Annotated in this window: 21 protein-coding genes; 13 read left to right on the top strand and 8 right to left on the bottom strand. The window is 67.7% G+C overall.

The features are described from left to right. Positions 1 to 6: 6 nt before the first annotated feature. The 4 genes from NGR01S_RS18050 to NGR01S_RS31570 form a co-directional block, all read right to left on the bottom strand. Complete coding sequence (locus NGR01S_RS18050) at positions 7 to 552, bottom strand: carboxymuconolactone decarboxylase family protein (RefSeq protein ID WP_063038551.1); 546 nt, start codon at positions 550 to 552, stop codon at positions 7 to 9. A 119-nt stretch (positions 553 to 671) separates the two neighbouring features. Then, complete coding sequence (locus NGR01S_RS18045; RefSeq protein WP_063038285.1) at positions 672 to 1,388, bottom strand: polysaccharide deacetylase family protein; 717 nt, start codon at positions 1,386 to 1,388, stop codon at positions 672 to 674. A 49-nt stretch (positions 1,389 to 1,437) separates the two neighbouring features. Then, positions 1,438 to 1,836 (bottom strand): ArsR/SmtB family transcription factor, encoded by a 399-nt coding sequence (locus NGR01S_RS31575; RefSeq protein ID WP_063038283.1) that lies wholly within the window; start codon positions 1,834 to 1,836, stop codon positions 1,438 to 1,440. Continuing rightward, positions 1,836 to 2,492, bottom strand: a complete 657-nt coding sequence (locus tag NGR01S_RS31570) for an SRPBCC family protein (protein ID WP_063038281.1) — start codon at positions 2,490 to 2,492, stop codon at positions 1,836 to 1,838. Before NGR01S_RS31570 ends, NGR01S_RS31575 begins: the two co-directional genes overlap by 1 nt. Before the next feature lie 386 nt (positions 2,493 to 2,878). Here NGR01S_RS31570 and NGR01S_RS31005 point away from each other — a divergent pair, with 386 nt between their 5' ends. Both NGR01S_RS31005 and NGR01S_RS18030 read left to right on the top strand, forming a co-directional pair. Then, the gene (locus NGR01S_RS31005; RefSeq protein WP_157107307.1) at positions 2,879 to 3,025 is read left to right on the top strand and encodes a hypothetical protein; all 147 of its coding nucleotides are present in this window, start codon (positions 2,879 to 2,881) and stop codon (positions 3,023 to 3,025) included. Next, positions 3,022 to 4,293 carry a helix-turn-helix domain-containing protein gene (locus tag NGR01S_RS18030; RefSeq protein ID WP_084481305.1) on the top strand — a complete coding sequence of 424 codons (1,272 nt, stop codon included), beginning with the start codon at positions 3,022 to 3,024 and terminating at the stop codon, positions 4,291 to 4,293. The genes NGR01S_RS31005 and NGR01S_RS18030 overlap by 4 nt, the downstream gene beginning before the upstream one ends. Here NGR01S_RS18030 and NGR01S_RS18025 read toward each other — a convergent pair. Then, the gene (locus NGR01S_RS18025; RefSeq protein WP_063038279.1) at positions 4,261 to 5,142 is read right to left on the bottom strand and encodes a patatin-like phospholipase family protein; all 882 of its coding nucleotides are present in this window, start codon (positions 5,140 to 5,142) and stop codon (positions 4,261 to 4,263) included. The two genes, NGR01S_RS18030 and NGR01S_RS18025, sit on opposite strands and share 33 nt — an antisense overlap. A 175-nt stretch (positions 5,143 to 5,317) precedes the next feature. Here NGR01S_RS18025 and NGR01S_RS18020 point away from each other — a divergent pair, with 175 nt between their 5' ends. The 3 genes from NGR01S_RS18020 to NGR01S_RS18010 all read left to right on the top strand — a co-directional run bounded on the left by NGR01S_RS18020 (position 5,318) and on the right by NGR01S_RS18010 (position 8,731). Then, a complete protein-coding gene (locus NGR01S_RS18020) occupies positions 5,318 to 5,695 on the top strand; it encodes a VOC family protein (protein ID WP_063038277.1) in 378 nt (125 codons plus the stop codon). Between the two features lie 173 nt (positions 5,696 to 5,868). Next, positions 5,869 to 6,738, top strand: coding sequence for a nuclease-related domain-containing protein (locus NGR01S_RS18015; protein ID WP_063038275.1), 870 nt, complete (start codon positions 5,869 to 5,871; stop codon positions 6,736 to 6,738). Positions 6,739 to 6,907: 169 nt separating this feature from the next. Beyond that, on the top strand, positions 6,908 to 8,731 hold the full coding sequence (locus NGR01S_RS18010) for an acyl-CoA dehydrogenase (RefSeq protein WP_063038273.1): 1,824 nt from the start codon (positions 6,908 to 6,910) through the stop codon (positions 8,729 to 8,731). A 60-nt stretch (positions 8,732 to 8,791) separates the two neighbouring features. Here the strand turns inward: NGR01S_RS18010 and NGR01S_RS18005 are convergent, their stop codons facing one another. After that, the gene (locus NGR01S_RS18005) at positions 8,792 to 9,274 is read right to left on the bottom strand and encodes a MarR family winged helix-turn-helix transcriptional regulator (protein WP_063038271.1); all 483 of its coding nucleotides are present in this window, start codon (positions 9,272 to 9,274) and stop codon (positions 8,792 to 8,794) included. 51 nt (positions 9,275 to 9,325) lie between these two features. Between NGR01S_RS18005 and NGR01S_RS18000 the strand changes: the two genes are divergently transcribed. From NGR01S_RS18000 to ramB, 5 genes are all read left to right on the top strand, one after another. After that, positions 9,326 to 10,552, top strand: coding sequence for a multidrug effflux MFS transporter (locus NGR01S_RS18000; RefSeq protein WP_245664650.1), 1,227 nt, complete (start codon positions 9,326 to 9,328; stop codon positions 10,550 to 10,552). Positions 10,553 to 10,652: 100 nt separating this feature from the next. Continuing rightward, entirely contained in the window at positions 10,653 to 11,858 is a 1,206-nt protein-coding gene (locus tag NGR01S_RS17995; protein WP_063038547.1) for an inorganic phosphate transporter, read from the top strand. After that, entirely contained in the window at positions 11,858 to 12,130 is a 273-nt protein-coding gene (locus NGR01S_RS17990) for a hypothetical protein (protein WP_063038269.1), read from the top strand. Before NGR01S_RS17995 ends, NGR01S_RS17990 begins: the two co-directional genes overlap by 1 nt. After that, entirely contained in the window at positions 12,130 to 12,483 is a 354-nt protein-coding gene (locus NGR01S_RS17985) for a DUF3349 domain-containing protein (protein ID WP_063038267.1), read from the top strand. Before NGR01S_RS17990 ends, NGR01S_RS17985 begins: the two co-directional genes overlap by 1 nt. A 136-nt stretch (positions 12,484 to 12,619) precedes the next feature. Continuing rightward, the gene (ramB, locus tag NGR01S_RS17980; protein ID WP_063038265.1) at positions 12,620 to 14,026 is read left to right on the top strand and encodes an acetate metabolism transcriptional regulator RamB; all 1,407 of its coding nucleotides are present in this window, start codon (positions 12,620 to 12,622) and stop codon (positions 14,024 to 14,026) included. A gap of 22 nt (positions 14,027 to 14,048) precedes the next feature. Here the strand turns inward: ramB and NGR01S_RS17975 are convergent, their stop codons facing one another. Both NGR01S_RS17975 and NGR01S_RS17970 read right to left on the bottom strand, forming a co-directional pair. After that, positions 14,049 to 15,005, bottom strand: a complete 957-nt coding sequence (locus NGR01S_RS17975) for a hexose kinase (protein ID WP_245664649.1) — start codon at positions 15,003 to 15,005, stop codon at positions 14,049 to 14,051. Positions 15,006 to 15,102: 97 nt separating this feature from the next. Continuing rightward, positions 15,103 to 16,092 (bottom strand): XdhC family protein, encoded by a 990-nt coding sequence (locus tag NGR01S_RS17970; RefSeq protein WP_063038543.1) that lies wholly within the window; start codon positions 16,090 to 16,092, stop codon positions 15,103 to 15,105. A 661-nt stretch (positions 16,093 to 16,753) separates the two neighbouring features. Here NGR01S_RS17970 and aceA point away from each other — a divergent pair. From aceA to metE, 3 genes are all read left to right on the top strand, one after another. Continuing rightward, a complete protein-coding gene (aceA, locus tag NGR01S_RS17965) occupies positions 16,754 to 18,043 on the top strand; it encodes an isocitrate lyase (protein ID WP_063038263.1) in 1,290 nt (429 codons plus the stop codon). Positions 18,044 to 18,676: 633 nt separating this feature from the next. Beyond that, positions 18,677 to 19,546 (top strand): 3-hydroxybutyryl-CoA dehydrogenase, encoded by an 870-nt coding sequence (locus NGR01S_RS17960; protein WP_084481302.1) that lies wholly within the window; start codon positions 18,677 to 18,679, stop codon positions 19,544 to 19,546. A 310-nt stretch (positions 19,547 to 19,856) separates the two neighbouring features. Beyond that, positions 19,857 to 22,184, top strand: a complete 2,328-nt coding sequence (gene metE, locus NGR01S_RS17955; RefSeq protein WP_063038261.1) for a 5-methyltetrahydropteroyltriglutamate--homocysteine S-methyltransferase — start codon at positions 19,857 to 19,859, stop codon at positions 22,182 to 22,184. Positions 22,185 to 22,549: the final 365 nt, after the last annotated feature.

Here is a 22,549-nt window from a genome sequence, read left to right as displayed (position 1 = left end):
GGGCGGTCAGAATTCGTCGCGGCGGATGCGGAGGGTGGCGATGGTGGCAGCGAGGCCCTCATATTGGTTGACCAGCAGCACGATTTCGATGAGGCGGCGATCGTCGTAGTAGGTGGACAGGTGTGTCCAGGCGGCATCGTCGATATCGCGGGTGCGGACCAGCTGATCGACCGCGGTGAGCAGCGCCCGGTGTTTGTCGGCCCAGCCCGCCGCGTCCGCTCCGGCCCGGATCCGCTCCAGGATCTCCGGTGTCACCCCGGCCCGCCGGCCCAGGCGGATGTGGTGGTCGGTCTCGTAGGCGCAGTCACGCAGATGGGCCACCCGCAGGATGACCAGTTCGGTGTCGTGCCGGCGCAGCCGCCCACCCGGCATCAGCGTGCCGGAGAAGTGCAGCCAGCCGCGGAACAGCCGACCGGCCCGGCCCAGCGTGCTGAACAGCTGCGCGTCGGCCGTACCCGAGGCCCGCGAGAGCACCTGCCAGGCCGCCCAGTTGACGGGACCCAGCTCGCGGAGGCGGCCGGGGGTGATCCGTGGTCGCTCCTGCGACACCATGGCATCGTCCTCTCCGGTGGAATTGTCGTACGACCCACGGCGCCCGCCGGTCGCCTGTGGCATGCACCGCTCCCGAACCTACCCGCCGCCGTGCCGCTCGAACAGGCGGCTTCGGTATATCACGAGCGCGCGGAGTCACCGAGGTCGAGCAGTTCGGAAACCGTGACGAACCGGTAGCCCTGCGCGTGCAGTTTCGCGGCGATCGGGACGACGGCGGCCCGGGAGGCCGCGCCGGTGGCGTACATAGTGTGCAGCAGGATGATCGACCCCGGGCGCACCTGGTCGACGGTGGCGTCGACGATGTCCTCGGTGGCGGTGTTGCCTTTTTCGGGTTCGACATCCCAGGTGATCGTGGTGCGGTCGTGGTCGGCGAGATAGTTCGGCAGATTCCACAATTTCTTGCCGTAGGGCGGGCGGAAGGTGATGTCGCCCCGGTAACCGGCGGCGCGGATCTCGGTATCTGTACCTTCCACCTCGTCGGCGACCGTACCGGACGAGACCAGCACCATCCGCCGGTGGTTGTAGGTGTGGTTGCCCAGTTCGTGACCGGCCGCCACGATCGCCCGGCCCAGCTCCGGGCGGGCGGCGAGATCGCGGCCGTTGAGATAGAAGGTGGCGGGGATACCGGCGGTGGCGAGCAGATCGAGCACCTCGGGAGCGCGCTCGGACGGCCCGTCGTCCAGCGTCAGGGCCACCACCTTCTCGCTGGTCTCCACGCGGTCCACCAGCCGCCCGGCCAGTTGGTAGGTCCGTGAGTTCATCAGGAAATAGCCGCCGGCCCCGACGACCAGTACCGCCGCCAGAGCGATCGCCGCCCCTGCCATCCACCTACGCATCCCAGGTGTATAGCAGGCGCTGGGCCGGGCGGCGACCGCAACGAAAACGTCAGGCGGACTTGTCTGTACGGTCCGCTTCTGTCCCGGGAGTCTTCCCATGCCGTTCGCGTTTGCCGCGGGCGACCTCGGTCGCGAGGGCGTCGAGGGGTTGGGCGAACCGGGCCAGCGGATCGACCAGCGCGGCGAGCCATTCCCGGGCGTCGGCGAAACCCTCCGGTTCCAGGGTGTAGTACCTGCGGTTGGCCTCCGACCGCACGCGAACCAGCCCGGCTTCCCGTAATACCTTGAGGTGCTGGGATACCGCGGGTTGCGAGATTGCACTGTGCTCGCGGATCTCCTCGACCAGGGCGCCCGCGGATCGTTCACCGCCGGCCACCACTTGCAGTATCGTGCGGCGCACCGGATCGCCGAGTGCCTCGAACACGTTCGCCGGGGCGGACCGGTCCATCAGGATCGCTCCTCCTCCTCGGGACCGACGGTGTAGAAGCCGGTGGTCGCCTCGGCGCCCGCATGGGCCTGTGCCGGATCGTCACCGTCGGTGATCGCCGCCGCCGCCCAACCGGACGCCGCGGCCCGGACGAATTCCAGGCCCTCGGTGGTGGCCGGGAACTCCAGCGCCACCGCCGGGTCGACGTCGGCGCGAGTTTCCAGATGCAGGCCGAGTCCCATGAGCGCCAGATCCCAGCCGACACCCACCGCGCCGGGGCCGAATTGTTTCCACATATCCGGATCGACCGGTGCTTCGTGCATCAATTCGAGTGTGGTCCCACCGGCGTCGGGTTCGAGCCGGATTTCGAGCCACGAAACCATGGGCCCCATCTCCCAGGTTACCGCGAATCGTTTCGGTCGTTCGCATTCTTCGACCACGCCCCCGGCATTTCCTTCGAGCTGATACCTGCCGCCGACGGTCAGCTCGCCGGTGACCGGCAGGAACCAGCGCGGAATCCGCTGGATATCGGTGAGTGCCTCCCACAGATCGTCCGGATCGGTGGCGTAGGTGCGCCGCGCTACGGCGATCCGAGTGACCGCGCCCTGTCGTTCGGCGGTGCGGACCTCTCGGGTGACCAGTCCGGCGATGGCGGTGGGATCGGTGAGCAAACCCATGTCTTCCTCCCTTTATAAGTTTTAACTTATAATAGCGCAGTGCTGTCGGTTACACCAGGCCGATGGCGCGGCGCTGGGGATGGGTCCGGAAAGCTTGTCGCGGCAGTGGGTTCGGGACGAACACACGGACCCGGGGTGAGAGATCGACCGTGTTTATCCGGACGCTCGGCGGGTTGAGGTGACGGGCGGACCGCGGGGTGGGATTCCGCAGCGGAATTCGGTATCGGCCGGGCCCGCGCGGTCCTACCCGAGGCGACTGCGCCCGGCTCGGGCAGTAATAGATCAATTCGCTACTCCAGTGGTATCGAAATACTGGTTAGCATTTTGTGGAGAGCTTGTCGTCCTACGATCGGTCACAGGCCGGAGTCGCAACGAAGGAGCCAGATATGCAAGAACTGGTGCCCCGCTTCGATATGCACGACCCGACGGGCGCGGCAGTATTCGACCCGGTGACGGGAAACCGGCGACGCGCGTTCCACCGGGGCATCACCCGGCCGGGCCCGGCCGCGGCCGAAGGTGCGCTCGGCCGATGACCGATCACGATTCCGGGATCGGCCGCAAGATCGCCTACTACCGGGCGCGGAAAGGTCTGTCGCAGCGCGATTTCGCGCCATTGATCAAACGGTCGGAGGCATGGGTCTCCCAGGTGGAACGCGGCGTGCGGCCGGTCAAGGCGCTGGATGTACTCGAACGTATCGCCGATGTCCTCGATATGCCCGTCGCCGAGCTGGCGCCGTCGGCCCCCACCGCGCAGGCCGAACAGATCCCGGCCGACGCGGCGGGGCTGCGGCTACTGCTCACCGATAATCACGCGCTGCGAGCGATGACGACCGGCGCGGCCGTGGCCCCGGATATCGACCGCCTCGCCGAGAGGGCCGACGCCGCGTGGACGTTCACCCGGCTGGGCCACTACACGGAGTTGCGGGAGCTGCTCGAATCATTGCTTCCCGACCTGGCCGTCGCGGTCGCGCACGCCGACTCCCGCCGGGCCGAGGGCCTGCTCGCCCACACCTGTCAGGCCTACGCTGTCGCGCTCGCCGATCTACAGCAGTTCGATGCCGCCTGGGTCGCCGCCGAGCGCGCGATCACCGCGGCTCGGTATGCGGAGGACCCGATCCTGATGGCGGCGGGCGCTTTTCGTCTCGCGCTCGTCTTCCAGTGTGCGCACCGACTCGACCAGGCGAAGCGAACCGCGGAAACCGCGCGCGCGGCCCTCGGGGAGCTCATGGGCCGGGGCGGGCCTCGTGCCGCGAGTGTGTACGGCGCGTTGACCCTGCAGCTCGCCCTGATCGCGGCGCGCACCGAGGAGGCCGAGCAGGCCTACGAGATGATCGCCGCCGCCCGGGCCGCGGCGGCCGGCCTCGGCGGGGACCGCGACGATCACCATACGGATTTCGGTCCCACCGCCGTGGACCTGCACGAGGTCGCGGTCGCGGTGGAACTGGGCGACGCCGGCACCGCGATCAGGCTCGCGGGGAAGATCGACCGGGGGCGGCTCTCGCCCGGGCATCAGGGTCGATTGCTCGTCGATACCGCCCGCGCGTGGGCCCAGCGGCGCAGTCCCGAACGCGCACTGGCCCTTCTGCTGGAGGCCGAACTACTCGCCCCGGAACAGCTCTACCGGCACAGGTCGGTGCGTTCGACGACCACGGACCTGCTCAGTATGGATCGGGGCACCCCCGGTCTCGGCGCCTTCGCGCAGCGGATCGGAGTGGACGCGGCACTCATCCAGCCGGTGACGGGCCGGGCCGGGCCGGCGCGCAGCGGACTACGCGCCGCCCGCGGTCCGCGCGTGATCTGACGCGGCCCGGCCGGCGGGCCAGAATTCCTTCAGCTCGGCCGCCGCTGCCGCCGCCTGCCGGACGCCGGATTCGTAGGCCGGGTAGAGGGCGGTATCGGCGAAGAGATCGGTGCCGAATGCGGCGACGGCGATATCGTCCGGGCGTATCGAGATCTCCCGGACCGATCCGAGTTCCCGGTCGGCGCGGGTGCGCGGATACACATGCGCCAGCGGTTCCAGGATCACGATCACATCGTGACCCACGGCGAGGTCGGCGTTGACGGTGGAGCGGACCCCGCCGTCGATGTAGTGCCGGCCGGCGATCTCGATCGGGGGGAAGACGCCGGGCACCGCGGTACTCGAGGCGAGCGCTTCGACAAGAGTCGCGGCGCCGCCCCGGGTCCAGGCGGTGAGTGTCCCCGACCCGATATCGATGGCGGCGATCCGCAGATCGTGTTCGGGCCAGTCGGCGAAACCGACGAGTGAGCCGATGCGGTCGATGTGGACCGCCGGGTCGCCGGTGTCGGCGCCCAGGGCGAGTTCGCCGACCCGCTGGAGGACCAGTTCGCGATCCTGATCGACGGCGCGCAGCAGTGCGGCTATCTCCAGCAGCGGGGCGTAATCGTGCCGGACCGGCTCGGCGGGCTGCGGTCGCGGGGTCAGGATCGTGGCGATATCGATCCCGGCGGCGAGGGCCGAGCCGACGACCGCTCCGGCGGAGGTGCCGATGATGCGGTCGGCCCGGGCCAGGTCGATTCCGGCGTCGCGCAGACCTGTCGCCAGCCCGCTCAGCCAGGCGATGCCGACCGGGCCACCGCCTCCCAGTACCAGCGCGATCGTGGGCGTTTCGGTGGGCCGAGCGTCAGGCATGACACGAGATTAGCTGCCCGGGCCGGGTTCGGCCCGGCGCGGGCGGTCGGTGCCGAGAAGGCGAGCGGTCGGTTCCGGCAGGTCTCCGGCGTGCGGCGGATCACGATGCGGCGCACTATTCCGTCCGGTACAAATACTACGTACGCCATACGGTGTTTTGGAATATGGAGGTCATATGCGCATCACCGGATCCGCCATCTCGCTGAACGTCGCCGACCCGGCCGCGTCGGCGGAGTTCGTCACCACCCACTTCGGGTTCACCGAGCAGATGACGGCCGACGGTTTCGTCTCGCTCGCCCATCCCGAAGCCGGACCGAACCTCATCTATCTGCGCACCGGACTGTCCACCTTCAAACCCGAACGTGCCGCCGGCCCCGCCGGGGACGGGCTGCTCGTGGTGTTCGTGGTGGCCGATATCGACACCGAATACGCGCGGTTGCAGAAGAACGGGGCCCCGATCGTCACCCCCGTCGAGACCGAGGAATGGGGGGAGCGCTACTTCCAGACGACCGATCGGAACGGGATCATCTATCAGCTCGTGCAATGGGTCTGACGCCCGCACGGGTGCCGTACCGGGAATCAGTGCCCCGAGGTCCGGGGCGCTGATTCCCGATTCGCCTGAACCGCAGGTCATATGAGTGGTACGAAAGTGGCTGGCGGGCCATGATCGACATGGGGGTCGGTGGTGGCATGAGGGGCAACGACACGCGGCAGAGGTAGAGCACGATGCTGGTGAAGGTCGACGATCGGGCGGAACTATCCGCGGCCGAAATGGAATTCGTGCAATGCCTGCGGCAGTTGCCGACGACCGGCTTGGCCATCGTCGACCTGCGGATCGGCACCCAGCGCGGAACCCGGCAGGTCGGGGCGGTGATCTGGACGCCCCAGGGAGTTCTCGTGATCGAGGTGGTCGGGTTCCGGAGCCGGCAGAGCGGGGTGCTGACGGTTTCGCGGGACCGGCCGTGGCAGGTCGGCGCGGTCGCCGCGGATCTGGAATTGGCATTCGGGGTCAATCCGATACGGCACCTGGAGAGTGCGGTGCGGGAGGTCGAGCTGACCTTCGAACGCGCCACCTACGATCCCGGACAGCTGTGCGGTGCGGTGGCACTGGTGCCCATGCGGGGCGTGACACTGCGGCCGGGCCGGGAAACCCTGCGCCCGGGATTGGATGTGGTGGTCGGGAACGCGGTCGAATACACCGAACTGCGGATCTTCCTGGAGAATTTCGCCCCCGGACCGCCCCGCTGGACACTGGGCCGGGTCTGCGCGGCCACCCGGGCGCTCACCGGCTGGGCGCCGGATCGCGCCGAACTGATCGCCGCCGGCTTCGAGGACAAACTGCCGGAGCCGCCGCGGAAACCACGGGAGCGTCCCGGCTGGCGCCGGCCGGATTCCGGTCGCACCCAGGACCTCATCGGCTGGGCGGTGCTGGGGGTCGCGGTGCTGGGCGTGTTGATAGTGCTGGGCGCGATCGCCGGTTCCCTGCTCGCCGACGGCCCCACCGCCGAACCGGCGGCACCCAGCACCACCGTCGCGCCGGCCGTACCCGCGCCCGGGGGACCGGTGGAGTGCTGGCCGTTGCAGCCGGGTTGCTGAGGCGGTAACGCACCCGTCCCGGACACTGCCGGCGGACGCGGGCCCAGGTGCGCGAGGCTACGGTTGCGTACCCGCCGCCGGGTCCGGCACCCTTCAGTTCGTACGATGTCAAAAAGCCTGTAACCATGCGGTCGGCCGGCCGCCGACCGTACCGACCAGGAGGACAGCCGTGGGTCACTACCGGGCGAATCTGCGTGATATCGAGTTCAACCTCTTCGAGGTGTTCGAACTGGGCAAAATCCTCGACACCGGTGCGTACGGGGATCTCGACACCGATACCGCGCGGGAGATCCTGGCGGAGGTGAAGCGCCTGGCCGAAGGGCCGGTGGCGGAATCCTTCGCGGCCGCCGACCGAGATCCGGTGGAGTTCGTCCCGGACACCCATTCGATCACCGTCCCGGAACCGTTGGCCGAGACCGTGTACGCCGTCCGGAAAGCCGGGTGGAACCGTCTCGGCAAACCCGAGGCGATGGGCGGGATGCCCGCGCCTGCCGCGCTGTGCTGGGCGGTGAGCGAGATGATCACCTGCGCCAACCCGGCCGCGGTGTTCTTCGATATGGGCTCGGTGATGGCGCAGGTCCTGTTCGGTATCGGTACCGAGCAGCAGAAGCACTGGGCGGCAGCCGGTTTCGAGCGGCACTGGCAGGGCACCATGGTGCTCACCGAACCCGACGCGGGTTCGGATGTGGGTGCGGGCCGGGCCAAAGCGATCGAACAGCCCGACGGCACCTGGCATATCGAGGGCGTCAAACGTTTTATCTCCGGCGCCGACGTCGGCGAGACCGCGGAGAACGTCTTCCACCTCGTGCTGGCGCGGCCCGAGGGCGCGGGACCGGGCACCAAGGGTCTGTCCCTGTTCTACGTACCGAAATTCCTGTTCGATCCGCAGACCCTGGAACTGGGCGAGCGCAACGGCGTGTACGTGACCAATGTCGAACACAAGATGGGCCTGAAATCCTCGCCCACCTGTGAACTCACCTTCGGCGGCGAGAAACCCGCCGTGGGCTGGCTGGTCGGCGACAGTCACGACGGAATCGCCCAGATGTTCAAGGTCATCGAGAACGCGCGTATGACGGTCGGCGTCAAATCCAGTGGGACCCTGTCCACCGGGTACCTGAACGCGCTCGCCTACGCGAAGGAGCGGGTACAGGGCGCCGACCTCACCCGGATGACCGACAAGACCGCGCCCCGGGTCCCGATCACCCGGCATCCCGATGTGCGGCGCAGTCTGGCCATGCAGAAGGCGTATGCCGAGGGGATGCGCGCGGTCTACCTCTACACCGCGATCCACCAGGATGCCGATGTGGCGCAACTGGTTTCCGGGGTGGATGCCGAAACGGCACATCGGATCGACGATTTCCTGCTGCCCATCGTCAAGGGCGTCGGTTCCGAGCGGGCCTATCAGTACCTGACCGAATCCCTGCAGACCCTGGGCGGTTCCGGCTACCTCCAGGACTATCCGATCGAGCAGTACATCCGGGACGCGAAGATCGACTCGCTGTACGAGGGCACCACCGCCATCCAGGCGCAGGACTTCTTCTTCCGCAAGATCATTCGGGACAAGGGCGCCGCGGCGGGGCAGATCTTCGGTCAGATCACCGCTTTCCTCGATGCGCCCACCGGCCGACTGGACACCGAGCGGGCACTGTTGCGCACCGCGCTGGCGGATGTCCAGGCTATGGCAGGGTCGTTGACCGGCTATGCCGTGGCCGCCCAGTCCGATCCCACGGAGCTGTACAAGGTGGGGCTCGGCTCGGTGCGGTTCCTGCTGGCGGTGGGCGATCTGCTGATCGGCTGGCGGCTACTGGTGCAGGCGGAGGTCGCCACCGCGGCACTGGCCGCGGCGGACGAGCGCGATCGGCCGTTCTACACGGGCAAGGTCGGGGTGGCGAGTTTCTTCGCGAAGAACGTATTGCCCACCCTCGCCGCGACCAAGGAGATCATCGCGGCGATCGACACCGACATCATGAGCCTGCCCGAAGAAGCGTTCTGATCCGGCCGGTACGACCCATCCGGTTCCAGGTGGGTCGTACCGGGGCGGGCGGTAACGGCGTCAGCCCCCGGTACGCAAGCGGGTCGTCGGCGCCGGGGCTGCGCCGGTGAGCGCGTCGGCGAGGGCGCGGAGGCCGCCGATGGCCGCGGTCAGACTCTGCAGATCCTCCGGAGCGAGGTCGCCGAGGGCGTCGAGGACGAGCCGGGTACGCACCGCTTCCATCTCGCGGGCGTGCGCGATGGCCTTTTCGGTGGGCATGATCCGGCTGCAGCGGCGGTCCGCCGGGTCGGGCTCGCGGTCGATGAGGCCGTACTCGCCCAGTTGGCGCAGGGTCACACTCATATTGCTCGGCCGGGTACCGGTCAGCGCGGCCAGTTCGCCCGCCGCGGCGCCGGGATTGTGCACGATTATGCGCAGCGCCTCGAACTGGGTGTCGGTGAGCGGTTCGGCGCCGGTGAGACGCGGGGTGGCCTTACGAACCGCCCGCGCGACCTCGCGCAGCGCGTGGTCCAGCGCACGAAGATCGGAGGGGTTGTTGCTCACTCGACCATGTTAGCTTATGTATGTATAAATAAGCATTTGGCAGGAGGTACCGTGCTACCGATCCGAACGCGCCCCGGGGTATCCGGGCTGCTGCTGGTGGTGCTGGCAATGCTCTCGGCGGCGGCGCCGTTCGCGGTGGATATGTATCTGCCGGCGTTCACCGACCTCGCCGCCGACCTGGACACCAGCGCGGCGAGTGTGCAGCTCACGCTGACGGCGTTTCTCGTCGGGCTCGCCGCGGGTCAGTTGCTCATCGGTCCGCTCTCCGATCGATACGGCCGGCGCCGGCCACTGGTCGTGGCCACCGCGGTCACCGTCGCCGTCACCGTGATCTGTGCGCTGGCGCCCACCATCTGGCTGCTCGTCGCCATGCGTTTCGTGCAGGGGCTGACCGCCTCTGCCGGCCTGGTGATCGGCCGCGCGGTCGGTGCCGACCGAACCGAAGGAGCGGCCACCGCCCGGATCTTCACCCTCTTCTCCGCCATCGGCGGTATCGCACCGGTGGTGGCGCCGCTACTCGGCGGCGCGCTGGTGTCCGCCGGTTGGCGGGCGGAATTCTGGGTGCTGAGCGGCATCTTCGTGCTGATGTTCCTGGGTGCGCTGATCGTGGTGCCGGAATCGCTACCCCCGGAGCGGCGCCACCGCGCCGGTGTCGGCGGAACCCTCCGTACGCTGCGCGGTATCGGATCCGATCGCGGCTATCTCGGCTACATCTTCGCCTTCGCGCTCGGGTTCGCCGGGATGATGTCCTACATATCGGCATCGCCTTTCGTGATCGAGAACGTGCTCGGTCTGTCCAACCGGGCCTACACGATCGTGTTCGCCACCAATGCCGCCGGCATGGTGGCGGCCGGAGTGGCGATCTCCCGGCTCGTCGGCCGGTTCGGCCCGGCACCGATCCTGCGGCTCGGGCAGCTGGTGATCCTGACCGCGGCGATGGTATTGCTCGTACTGCTGGCCACCGGTGCGTCCGCGGCACTGGTGCTGCCTGTCCTCTTCGTGATGGTGGCCGCCACCCCGACGGTCATGGGTACCGCCAGCGCATTGGCGATCGGCCGGGCGCGGCATGCCGCCGGTTCCGCCGCCGCGCTCATGGGCGCGCTGCAGTTCGCGCTGGGCGCGGTGGTCTCCCCGCTGGTCGGTCTCGGCGGGCCCGCCACCGGCGTGCCGATGGGCGTGGCGATCGTGGTCTGCGCCGGCCTGGGCATCGTCGCGCGGCGGGTGGGGGATACGGCGGGTGCGCCTGTGCGGCCGGAACCGGAGCCCGCCCACGCGTGATCCGGTGTGCCGTGGGATACCCGCAGGTGGCCGCTATCTTTCGGCGACCGGCGGATCCCGCCGGAAGATGGCGGCCGGGGCATGACGCACAATGCAGGGCGTGACAGTTGAGCTGCTCATTCTCTTGGTCGTCATTGTCACGGCGCTGGCTTTCGACTTCACCAACGGTTTCCACGACACCGCCAACGCCATGGCGACCTCGATAGCTACCGGGGCGCTCCGCCCGCGGGTCGCGGTCACCTTGTCCGCGGTTCTGAACCTGGTGGGCGCGTTCCTGTCGGTGGCGGTGGCGGCGACGGTGGCCGAGGGGATCGTGCGGCTCGGCGAGGTATCCGGGCACGACCTGCTGCTCATCGTCTATGCCGGATTGGTCGGCGGCATTCTCTGGAACCTGCTCACCTGGTTGTTCGGGCTGCCGTCGAGTTCTTCGCACGCCCTGTTCGGCGGATTGATCGGCGCGACCATGGCGGCACTGGGCTGGAGCGGAGTGGTGTGGATCTCCGCGGAGGGCGGGGTGATCAACAAGATCGTGATCCCGGCGCTGCTCGCGCCCGTCGTCGCCGGTCTGGTCTCCACCATCGGGACCTGGTCGGTGTACCGGATCACCCGCGGCGCCGACCCGGACAAGGTGACCACCGGATTCCGGTGGGGTCAGGTCGGCTCGGCGTCGCTGGTGTCGTTGGCACACGGCACCAACGACGCGCAGAAGACGATGGGCGTCATCTTCCTGGCCCTGATCGCCTACGGTGAGCTCTCCCCGGACTCGGCCATGCCGCTGTGGGTGATGGCCGCCTGCGCGTTCGCGATCGCGGCCGGCACCTACCTCGGCGGCTGGCGGATCATTCGCACCCTCGGCAAGAAACTCGTGGATATCGATTCACCGCAGGGGCTGGCGGCCGAATCGTCGTCGGCGGCGATCATCCTGACCTCCGCGCATTTCGGGCTGCCGCTCTCGACGACCCAGACCGTCACCGGCGCGATCCTCGGCACCGGCCTCGGCAAGGGGGCGGAGGTGCGCTGGGGCGTGATGGGGCGCATGGTCGTGGCCTGGCTGCTGACCCTGCCCGCCGCGGGTATCGTCGGCGCGATCTGCTGGGCGCTCGCCTACTATATCGGCGGCCTGGCCGGTGTACTCGCGGTGTTCGCGCTCCTCATCGCGCTGGCTACCGTGATCTATCGGCGCTCGCTGCGGGACAAGGTGTCCAGCGGCAATGTCAATGCTCCCCCCGACGCCGACCTCGGGTCGGAGCACACCTCGCCCGCGCAGCAGCCGCGGGTCGCCGGGTCGACATCCGAGGAGGCGTAATGGAAACCGTGTTGACGAACCTGCGTTCGCTGGGGGAGGTGACCCTGGCGGCGCTCGTGCTGGGCGCCGGCCTGCCCATGGTGTTCGCGCTCGGGGTGCGGCTGTGGTCGGCGGCGGGGCCGGGCGCAACGGTGCGGCGTAACCCGGTCGCCCTGGCCGGTGCCTACCTCTGCCTGATCACCGTCCTGGCGGTGGTGGTCGCCGCGGTGCTGTTCGTCGCGAAGGCGTTCCTGGCCGACCGGCTCGGTATCCATGTGTTCGGGCAGGCGTGATGACCACCGGGAACGACTTGCCACCGGAACGGTCGGGACTGCTGGCGCGGGTGCTCGCGTGGCTGCGCGCCGGGTACCCGCAGGGGGTGCCCCGATCGGATTATGTGGCGCTGTTCGCGGTACTGCACCGGGACCTGACCGAGTACGAGGTGGCGCTGGTCGCCGAGGAGTTGGTGCGCGACCGGGGAGACCGGGAGATCACCCACGCCGAGATCGAGGACGCGGTCAGCCGGCACGCCCGGGAGCAGGCGGGTCCGGAGGATATCGCGCGGGTGGCCTCACATCTGGCCGCCGGCGGCTGGCCGCTGGCCTCGCCGCTGGCCGAGATCGCGCAGCCGGACGGGGACGGGTGAGGATCCCGGACATGCCGGGTTCTTCGGTGCCCGGGCCGTGGCGCGGTTGTCCGGGTTGTGCCGGAGTCGGGTACCGGAAGCGAAATTCCTGCTAACCCACTTATCGCATCGTGCGAACGACCCCTAAGCTGGACATATGGCCAAGACTTATGTCGGCGCCCGGTTGCGGCAACTACGAACCGAACGCGGGCTCAGCCAGGTGGCGCTGGCCCAGCAGCTGGAGATATCGGCCAGCTATCTCAATCAGATCGAGCACGATGTCCGGCCGCTCACCGTGCCGGTGCTGCTGCGCATCAGTGAGGTCTTCGGCGTCGAGGCCACCTTCTTCTCACCGCAGGACGACACCCGGCTCATCGCCGAACTGCAGGAAGTGGTGATGGACCAGGAGCTCGGTATCGAAGCCGACGCCCGGGAGATCGCGGAAATGGTGTCGGCCCACCCGAGCATGGCCCGGGCCCTGGTCAGTATGCACAACCGCTACCGCAACACCAGTGCTCAGCTGGCCGCGGCCACCGAGGACAGATTCGCCGACGGCTCGGGCAGCGCCACCATAAGCAAACCGCACGAGGAAGTACGCGACTACTTCTATCAGCGGCAGAACTACATACACGAGCTCGATACAGCCGCCGAGGAGCTGGCCAACCGAATCCGCTTCCACAACGGCGACGCGCACAGCGAGATCCCCAAGGTGCTGCGCAGCTACGGCGTGCGGATCATGGAACGTATCGACCTCGGTGAGGGCGTACTGCACCGGTACGACCCGGACAACCAGCTGCTCGAGATCGCGCCGCATCTGTCCGGTGGCCAGCGCCTTTTCAAACTGGCCGCCGAACTGGCCTATTTCGAATGCGGGCAACTGCTGGAGAAGCTGGTGGCCGAGGGGAACTTCTCCGGCCCGGACGCCCGCAGACTCGCCATGCTCGGTCTGGCGAACTATTTCGCCGCCGCAACCGTGCTGCCTTACACCTACTTCCACGAGGTCGCCGAAGGTTTCCGCTACGACATCGAACGATTATCGGCGTTCTTCGCGCAGAGCTACGAGACCATCTGCCACCGCCTGTCCACCCTGCAGCGGCCGGAACTGCGCGGAGTCCCCTTCTCGTTCGTCCGGGTGGATCGGGCCGGGAACATGTCGAAACGACAGTCCGCCACCGGTTTCCACTTCTCCTCCAGCGGCGGTACCTGTCCGCTGTGGAACGTGTACGAGACCTTCGCCTATCCGGGCAAGATAATGACGCAGATCGCGCAGATGCCCGACGGCCGGAAGTACCTGTGGGTGGCGCGCACCGTGGAACGTCGCGCGACCCGGTACGGACAGCCGAGTAAAACCTTCGCGATCGGGCTGGGTTGCGAGATCCGGCACGCGGCGCGGGTGGTATACGCCGATGGTATCGATCTGCGGGAGGCCAACGCCACCCCCATCGGCGCGGGCTGCCGGGTCTGCGATCGCGCCAACTGCCCCCAGCGCGCCTTCCCGCCGCTCGGTAAAACTCTCGATATCAGCGAACACCGGAGTTCGGTTTCCCCGTATGTCCTGAAATAGGCGATGCCGCGGGAACTCGCGGTCAGGCCGATTCGCGGTCCGGCGTCTCCAGTTCGGAGAGCAGCACGGTCGGGGCCAGATGCCCGCGCAGGCGCCGGTCGATCTCACCGGCCACCGGGATGACCACCGAGGCCGCCGAGGTGGCGACCGCGTCGACCAGAATCGCCGGCCAATCCGGAGTCGGCGTGGTGGCCAGGGCCGCGATCACGGCGGCGGTCACCGTATCGCCCGCGCCGGTCGGATTACCGGTCAGCGGCTCCGGCAGCCGGGCCTCCCAGGACCCGTCCGGGGTCACCGCGACCATGCCCTGCGGCCCCCGGGTGATGATCATCGCGCCCACGCCGCGATCCACCAGCGGCCGGGTCGCGGTGACCAGCGCTTTCGGGGTTTCGGGGCGGCAGTGGGTGAGCGATTCGAACTCGTCGAGGCTCGGCAGCAGGACCACCCCGGGCACCCGTGCGACCATCCGCAATGCCGGTCCGTGCAGGTCGCAGACCGTGGGTACCCCGGCGTCCAGGGCGGTCCGGGCGATGCGGGCGGGTAGGCCGGGATCGATGCCGTCGGGTAGGGACCCGGCGATCACCAGGCCCGAGATATGCGTCAGCATGCCGGCTACGCGGACCTCGAGTTGTTCGGAGGCGTGTGGATTCGAAATCCGCGCCCCCGGCTCGCGCAACGCGGTCGCGGTGCCGGTATCGGATTCGCTGATCACCACCGTGCGCCGGACCCACGGCAGCGCGTGCACGAAATCCACCGGCATCTCGGCCTCGGCGGCCGCGGCGAAGGCGTGGTCGGCGAACCCGGTGGCGCGGGCATAGCGGCCCAATTGGTTGAGCACTCTGGTGACGTTGATGCCCTTACCGCCGAGGCGCTGCTCCACCGAGCGAACCCGATGGGCCTGTCCGCGGGTGAAATTCTCGACGCGGTAGGTCACATCGTAGGCGGGATTCATTGTCACGGTGAGGATCACGAGAACCACTGTCCACGAGAGTCGGCACAGCACAAGATCGAGGGGCGGGATTGCGCGGGTGATTTCGGTCGCCCTCGGCGCGGCCGGGGGCGAGGGCGCGCCGAACTCAGATGGCCGCCTCCGCCGGGAACGGCACGGTGATCCGCCCCTGCCGTCCGTTCCGTGCCGCCACCATCTCCGCGGTCACCGCCAAAGCTGTCTCGGTGGCGGTGGCCGCGCCGATATCCATTCCGGCGGGGGAGTGCAGCCGGGCCAGTTGTGTTTCATCGAATCCGCTCGCGCGCAGGTCGTCGAGGCGGCGCGCGCTGGCGACCAGCGAGCCGACCGCGCCGATATAACCGATCTCGGGTAGCCGGAGCGCGACCGTCAGCAGCGGGATCTCGAACTGCGGATCGTGGGAGGCCAGCACGATACCGGTGGAGGAATCGATCTCGCCTTCGGAAACCAACACGTTCAGATAGCGGTGCGGCCAATCGCAGACCACCTCGGCCCCGGGGAAGGACTCCGGCACTGCGAATGTGGGCCGCGGATCGCAGATGGCGACCCGGTAGCCGAGCAGCCGGGCCTGCGCCGAAAGCGCCGCGGCGACGGCATTCGCCCCGAACACCACCAGCAGTGGTGGCGGGGCGAACGAGGCAACGAAAATATCGGACTGCGGTAGCGAGACCAGTTCCGTGGCGTGTCTTTTATCGGTGATCAGGTGCTGCCCGATCATTCCCGGCTCCGGATTCCACACCACGGTGAAAAGCGTGACCCGCCGATGCTCGGCGATTTCGGCGGCGATGGTCGGGAATTCCGGAAAATGTCCGCGGGAGAACGGTTCGGTGAAAACATCTATCACCGCACCCTCGCCGCCGGGTACCGGGAGCCGGTGCAGGGCGCGCTGCCCGGTCCGAGCCGACTGCAGGGTGGATTCGTAGACGGTGTCCTCGATCCCGGTCGCCGCCATGGATCCGTAGATCATGCCGTCGGGGTCCACCAGAATCGCCGTACCCACCGGAATGTCCACCTGACCACCCGTGCGCACGATGGTGGCCAGCCCGCCCGTCCGGCCCGAACGCCACACCTGCAGCAGGTTGTCGACGATGTCGCGCATCAACAGCTCCGATCCCACCGTGCGACGGAGGGCAGGCGCTCACCATCGGCACCCGTCACCGATGACCGCGCACGTGACGGACACCCTAGCGTTGTTCGCTGTGAATTTGGCACGCCTGCGAAAATCTCGTCGGGCGAGAACATGAATGGTTGGCCAAGTGTTGTGTGCCAACACTGTCCCTTTCTGGGCATGTTGTGAAATCTTGCGGGTTCACCCCGGCGAAGTACTCCCCGGCGGCGGGAAGAGAACAGTGTCCGCTTTCGCGAACAACCCACCATCGGGCGCACGCCATATTTGAAGGCACATGCCATCAGTTATGAACGTCCTCACAGGGCCGAGCCGCGCCGCCGGGCTCGACTCCGATACCTGCCTCCGCTAACAGTACGAGCGTTACGCTGAAACCCCACGTCAGAGCTACTGGTGAGTAGACTTGACGGTGGTTACGTGCTGGCAACTTTCACAGGGTTAGCAAAGTCGTGGCCGATCCTAGCTCGGATTCACAGAAGCAACAGGTAGACGGCATTTTGATGGTGTGCCATGGTGTGGAAGTACACCCACCGGGCATTGCAAGCCTGCAAATCGCCGATCCAGCAGTGCGACGCGGAAACGCTTCGTCGACGCGGACCGGCGGACCGACCGAACAAGGAAGTGGAGTCGCACGATGTCGACCACCGGCACCCCGAAGACCGCCGAGGAAATCCAGAAGGATTGGGACACCAACCCGCGCTGGAAGGGCGTCACCCGCAACTACACCGCCGAGCAGGTCTCCAAGCTGCAGGGCACCGTTGTCGAGGAGCACACCCTCGCACGGCGTGGCTCGGAGATCCTCTGGGATCTGGTGAACAACGAGGACTACATCAACTCGCTGGGCGCCCTCACCGGCAATATGGCGGTCCAGCAGGTCCGCGCCGGGCTCAAGGCCATCTACCTGTCGGGCTGGCAGGTCGCCGGTGACGCGAACCTGTCCGGTCACACCTACCCCGACCAGAGCCTCTACCCGGCCAACTCGGTGCCCGCCGTGGTCCGCCGCATCAACAACGCGCTGCTGCGCGCCGACGAGATCGCCAAGGTCGAAGGCGATACCTCCGTCGAGAACTGGCTGGCCCCGATCGTCGCCGACGCCGAAGCCGGCTTCGGTGGCGCGCTCAACGCCTACGAACTGCAGAAGGCCATGATCGCCGCCGGTGCCGCCGGTGTGCACTGGGAAGACCAGCTGGCCTCGGAGAAGAAGTGCGGCCACCTCGGGGGCAAGGTGCTCATCCCCACCCAGCAGCACATCCGCACCCTGACCTCCGCGCGCCTGGCCGCCGACGTCGCCGAGGTGCCCTCGGTGATCATCGCCCGCACCGACGCCGAAGCCGCCACCCTCATCACCTCCGATGTGGACGAGCGCGACCGTGAATTCCTCGACGGCACCCGCACCGCCGAAGGCTTCTTCGGAGTGAAGAACGGTATCGAGCCCTGCATCGCGCGGGCCAAGGCCTACGCTCCCTACGCCGACCTCATCTGGATGGAGACCGGCGTGCCGGACCTCGAGGTCGCGCGCAAGTTCGCCGAGGCCGTCCGCAGCGAATTCCCGGACCAGCTGCTGGCCTACAACTGCTCGCCGTCCTTCAACTGGAAGGCCCACCTGGACGACGCCACCATCGCCAAGTTCCAGCGTGAACTCGGCGCCATGGGCTTCAAGTTCCAGTTCATCACCCTGGCCGGCTTCCACTCGCTCAACTACGGCATGTTCGACCTGGCCTACGGCTACGCCCGCGAAGGTATGACCGCCTTCGTCGACCTGCAGGAGCGCGAGTTCAAGGCCGCCGCCGAGCGAGGCTTCACTGCCATCAAGCACCAGCGCGAGGTCGGTGCCGGCTACTTCGACACCATCGCCACCACCGTCGACCCCAACACCTCGACGGCGGCGCTGAAGGGCTCCACCGAAGAGGGGCAGTTCCACTGAGTTGTCTGCGGCGCCTTCGGCGCCGCGGGGTTGAGGCCCCCTAGGTCTCGCCGTTTCGGCCTCGAGACTCGAGCCTTCGGCTCATGCGATGTGCGGTGGGCCATCCATAGAAGGGCGACCTTTGAGCACCTTCGGCCAAGGGGCGGGACGGGCCTCAACCCTTTGTAGGCCTCGTAAGACTCGGCGCCAGGTGGTGGTTGCGGTGAGGATCGGTGTTCTGCGGTCCGGATTCCGGTTGGTATCGGAACCGGCGTGGGAAAAGGATCTGTCTGCCGTCCGCGACATGGTGCCGGAAGTACGGCCCCGGCTCGGGGTGTCTGCGCCGAGCCGGGCTCGGGCCCGCGGGGCCGAGCCCACCGGGACCGATCGTGGTACCCCGTCTTCCGGCGGGTATCCCGGACCCACTACCTCGGTAGGGGTGTACCGCCCCCTCGCAACAGCCCGGCGAGGGGGCTTCGGTCTCTCCGGCGAGACGGAAGCGCCGAATCCGACCGCCGCACGCGCTCACCCTCTTGCCGAGCGGTCAGCATTGTGGACAGGGTCACGAGGGTTCCGAGCCCGCGCTGCCGGAGGCGGCGCCGATGAACACAGCCCCGCGCCGCCGAGGCGGCGCCACGAACACAGGAGTGGGACGTGAACGAGAAGATTCAGCGTGTCGGTGTCATCGGTGCCGGCCAGATGGGCGCGGGTATCGCGGAGGTGTGCGCGCGTGCGCATGTCGATGTACTCGTGTACGAGCAGACCCGGGATCTCGCCGCAGCCGGCCGGTCGCGGATCCTGCGGTCCCTGGACCGGGGCGTGAGCAGCGGCAAGATCACCGAGCGTGAGCGGGAACAGGCGGCCTGGCGGCTGCGGTTCACCTCCGATCTCGGCGATTTCGCCGACCGCCAGCTCGTGGTGGAGGCCGTCCTGGAGGACGAGAAGGTCAAGACCTCCATCTTCGCCGAACTCGACAAAGTGGTCACCGACCCCGGTGCGGTATTGGCCTCCAATACCTCCTCCATTCCGATCATGAAGATCGCGGTGGCCACCAACAACCCCGAGCGGGTCGTGGGGATGCACTTCTTCAACCCGGTGCCGGTACTGCCGCTGGTCGAACTGGTGACGACGCTCAAAACCAGTGGCGCCGTGACCGAGCGGGCCGAGAAGTTCGCGGCCGAGGTCCTCGGCAAGGAGATCGTGCGTTCCTCGGACCGCTCCGGCTTCGTGGTCAACGCACTGCTGGTGCCGTACCTGCTCTCCGCCATCCGCATGGTCGAATCCGGTTTCGCCACCAAGGAGGATGTCGACAAGGCGATGGTGCTCGGTTGTGCCCACCCCATGGGCCCACTCGCACTCACCGACCTGGTCGGCCTCGACACGGTGAAATCCATCGCCGACTCGATGTACGGCGAATTCAAGGAGCCGCTGTACTCGGCACCTCCGCTGCTCATGCGCATGGTCGAGGCGGGGCTGCTGGGCAAGAAGTCCGGAGCGGGCTTCTACCAGTACAACAAAGCGTAAATCGTGGATATGGTCGCGTGCGGGGTCGCTCGCGGCGCGACCAGGACAGCGTTTCGCATCCGCGGGTGAGATGTGCGGCGCCGAAACCGATTCGAATGGCGCCGAACAACCCGCGAACGGTAACTCCGCTCATCCGGTCATACACGTACCGTCTAGTCCGGATGGTCGACCTCAGTGGTCGGGGCCCGCCCCCGGTTCTGGAGCGACAGAGCGAAGGAGCGCAGCGACTGAGTGGCGGAGTGAAGAACCGGGGTCACAGGGCCCCGACCCGCGGCGCCGGAGGCGCCGCAAATAAACACGGAGGTCGGCAATGGTCAACGTCGGTGAAGGGTTCGGCTCGAGTGTGCTCGGGTATCCGCGGATCGGTCCGCACCGGGAACTCAAGCGCGCGCTCGAGGCGTACTGGCGGCAGGCGATCACCCGGGAAGAGCTGCGCGCGGTCGGACGCGATATCCAGGAGCAGCAGTTCAACGAGCTCGCCGCGACCGGGCTCACCCAGGTCCCCGGGAACACTTTCTCCTTCTACGACCATGTGCTGGACAACGCGCTACTCTTCGGCGCGTCCCCGTCCCGTTTCGCCGAATACCGCGACGAGCTGGACCCGCTGGATTTCTATTTCCTGATGGCACGCGGCCGGCCCGATCTACCGCCGCTGGAACTGGTGCGTTTCTTCGGTACGAACTACCACTATCGGCAGCCGGAACTCGATGCCGACACGGAATTCTCGCTGCATCCCGAGGCGCTGCTGGACGAATGGGACCGGGCGATGGCGGTGGGCATCGAACAGCGCCCGGTGGTGCTGGGGCCGGTATCGCTGTTGCTGCTGTCCAAGGCGGGCAGTGTGCCCGGTGAATCGGCCGGGTTCGACACCATCGATCTCCTGGACCGGCTGCTCCCGGTCTACGAGCAGTTGTTCGAGATCCTGGCACGCCGCGGCGCCACCTGTGTGCAGCTGGACGAACCCTGTTTCACCGCCGAACGCTCGGCCGCCGAACTGGCCGCCTTCGCACGTGTCTACGACCGGCTGTCCAAGGCACCGCTGCGGCCGCGCATCCTGGTCACCGGACAGTACGGCGATTTCGGGGAGGCGCTGCGTATTCTCGCCGGTACCGGGGTGGAGGCCATCGGCCTCGATCTGGCGTCCTACCGGGTCCGGCCCGAAGATCTGGCGCAGATCCCGGGGATCCGCCGCAAACGGCTCTACGCGGGGGTCATCAGCGGTACGAATGTGTGGCGGGCCGATCGCTACGTGACTTTGGAATACCTGAACGAACTCGCCAAGGTGTGCCCGGACCTGGTGGTCTCCACCGGGACCACGCTGCTGCACGTGCCCTACGACGTGCTCGCCGAATACGATATCGACGGAAATGTGGCCGATCGGCTCGCTTTCGCGAAGCAGAAAGTCGGCGAGGTCGTCTCACTGGCCAAAGCGCTCACCGAGGGGCCCTCGGACAAATGGCGTAAACGCCCCGGCGAAGTGCATTTCAAACAGAAACACGCGGTGCGCCAGCGCGTCTACGCGATCACTCCGCAGATGCGGGAACGCGCACCCTATGCCGAGCGCCGGGCCGCGCAACACGAGAAATTGCAGTTGCCGCCGGTGCCCGCCACCACACTGGGGTCGTATCCGCAGAGCGTGGAAGCCCGGCAGGCCCGACACCAGCTGGGCGAGGGGCGGTTGTCCTACGACGAATACCGCAAGAAGATCGAGGCGGAGATCGCCGCCACCATCGCGTTGCAGGAAGATATCGGCCTCGATGTGCTGGTGCACGGCGAGCACGAGCGCAATGACATGATCCAGTATTTCGCCGAACTATTGGATGGTTTCGCCACCACGCATTTCGGCTGGGTGCAGGTGTACGGGTCGCGCTGTGTGCGTCCACCGATCATCTACGGCGACGTGTCGCGCCCGGCCCCGATGTCGGTGGAGTGGATCACCTACGCCCAATCGCTGACCGACAAACCGGTCAAGGGAATGGTCACCGGGCCCGTCACCATGGTGGCGCGGTCGTTCGTCCGGCAGGACCAGCCGCTCTACGAGACGGCCGACCAGGTGGCGCTGGCGATCCGCGACGAAGTCGTGGATCTGGAACGCGCCGGTATCGGCATCATCCAGGTCGACGAGCCCGCGCTGCGCGAGCTGTGGCCGGCCCGGCCCGAAGGCCGCGCCGAATACCTGCGCTGGGCGATCGGGGCATTCCGGCTCGCGACCTCCGGTGTGGCGCCCAGTACCCAGATCCACACCCATATCCCGTACTCGGGCCGCACCGAGATCGTCCAGGCCATCGAACAGCTCGACGCCGACGTCACCGCGATCGTCGCCACCCGGTCCATCGAGTGGGTGCTGAAAGCGCTGGAGGAGGACTACGCCTCCGGTCACGGGCTCAGCCACGGCGTCGGACCGGGCGTGTACGAGAGCCGGTCGGCCCGGATCCCGGATATCGACGAACTGGACGAACTGCTCACCGCGGCCGCCGCGGCGGTCGGCCCGGACCGGCTCTGGGCCAACCCGGACGGCGGCCTCAAAACCCGCCACCACTGGCAGCTCGACCCCGCTCTCCGCAATATGGTCGCCGCCGCCCGCCGCGTCCGCCGCCGCCTGGAAGCCGAGCAGGACCTCGATCCCGCCCGAGAGTGAAGCTCTGCGCGACTCCTGGAAACGGTGTTGCGCAAAGGGGCGAGTGGGCGGCGACCAGGTCGGCGGGGGTGCCCTGGAAGACGATGCGGCAGCCGTTGTGTCCGGCGCCGAGGCCGAGGTCGACGATCCAGGCGGCGTGGGCCATCACGGCCTGGTGATGACGCCACCGAAGGTGATCCGCGCAGGTCTTCGAAACGACCGGCAGCGGATAACGGGCGAACTCGCCGACCTCCGTGCGCGCCCACCTGCGGACCGAACTCCGCATGTGGGCCGACCATAGAATCCTGACGCAACCCCCTGCGTCGAGTGTTACGAGACACCTCAAAGGGTTGAGGCCCGTCTCGCCGTTTCGGCCTCGAAGTGTA

The organism is Nocardia grenadensis NBRC 108939 (genome assembly GCF_001613445.1).
Classification (GTDB): domain Bacteria; phylum Actinomycetota; class Actinomycetes; order Mycobacteriales; family Mycobacteriaceae; genus Nocardia; species Nocardia grenadensis.
The sequence above is the reverse complement of the archived record's forward strand: the minus strand, read 5'-3'. Positions and strand labels throughout refer to the sequence as shown.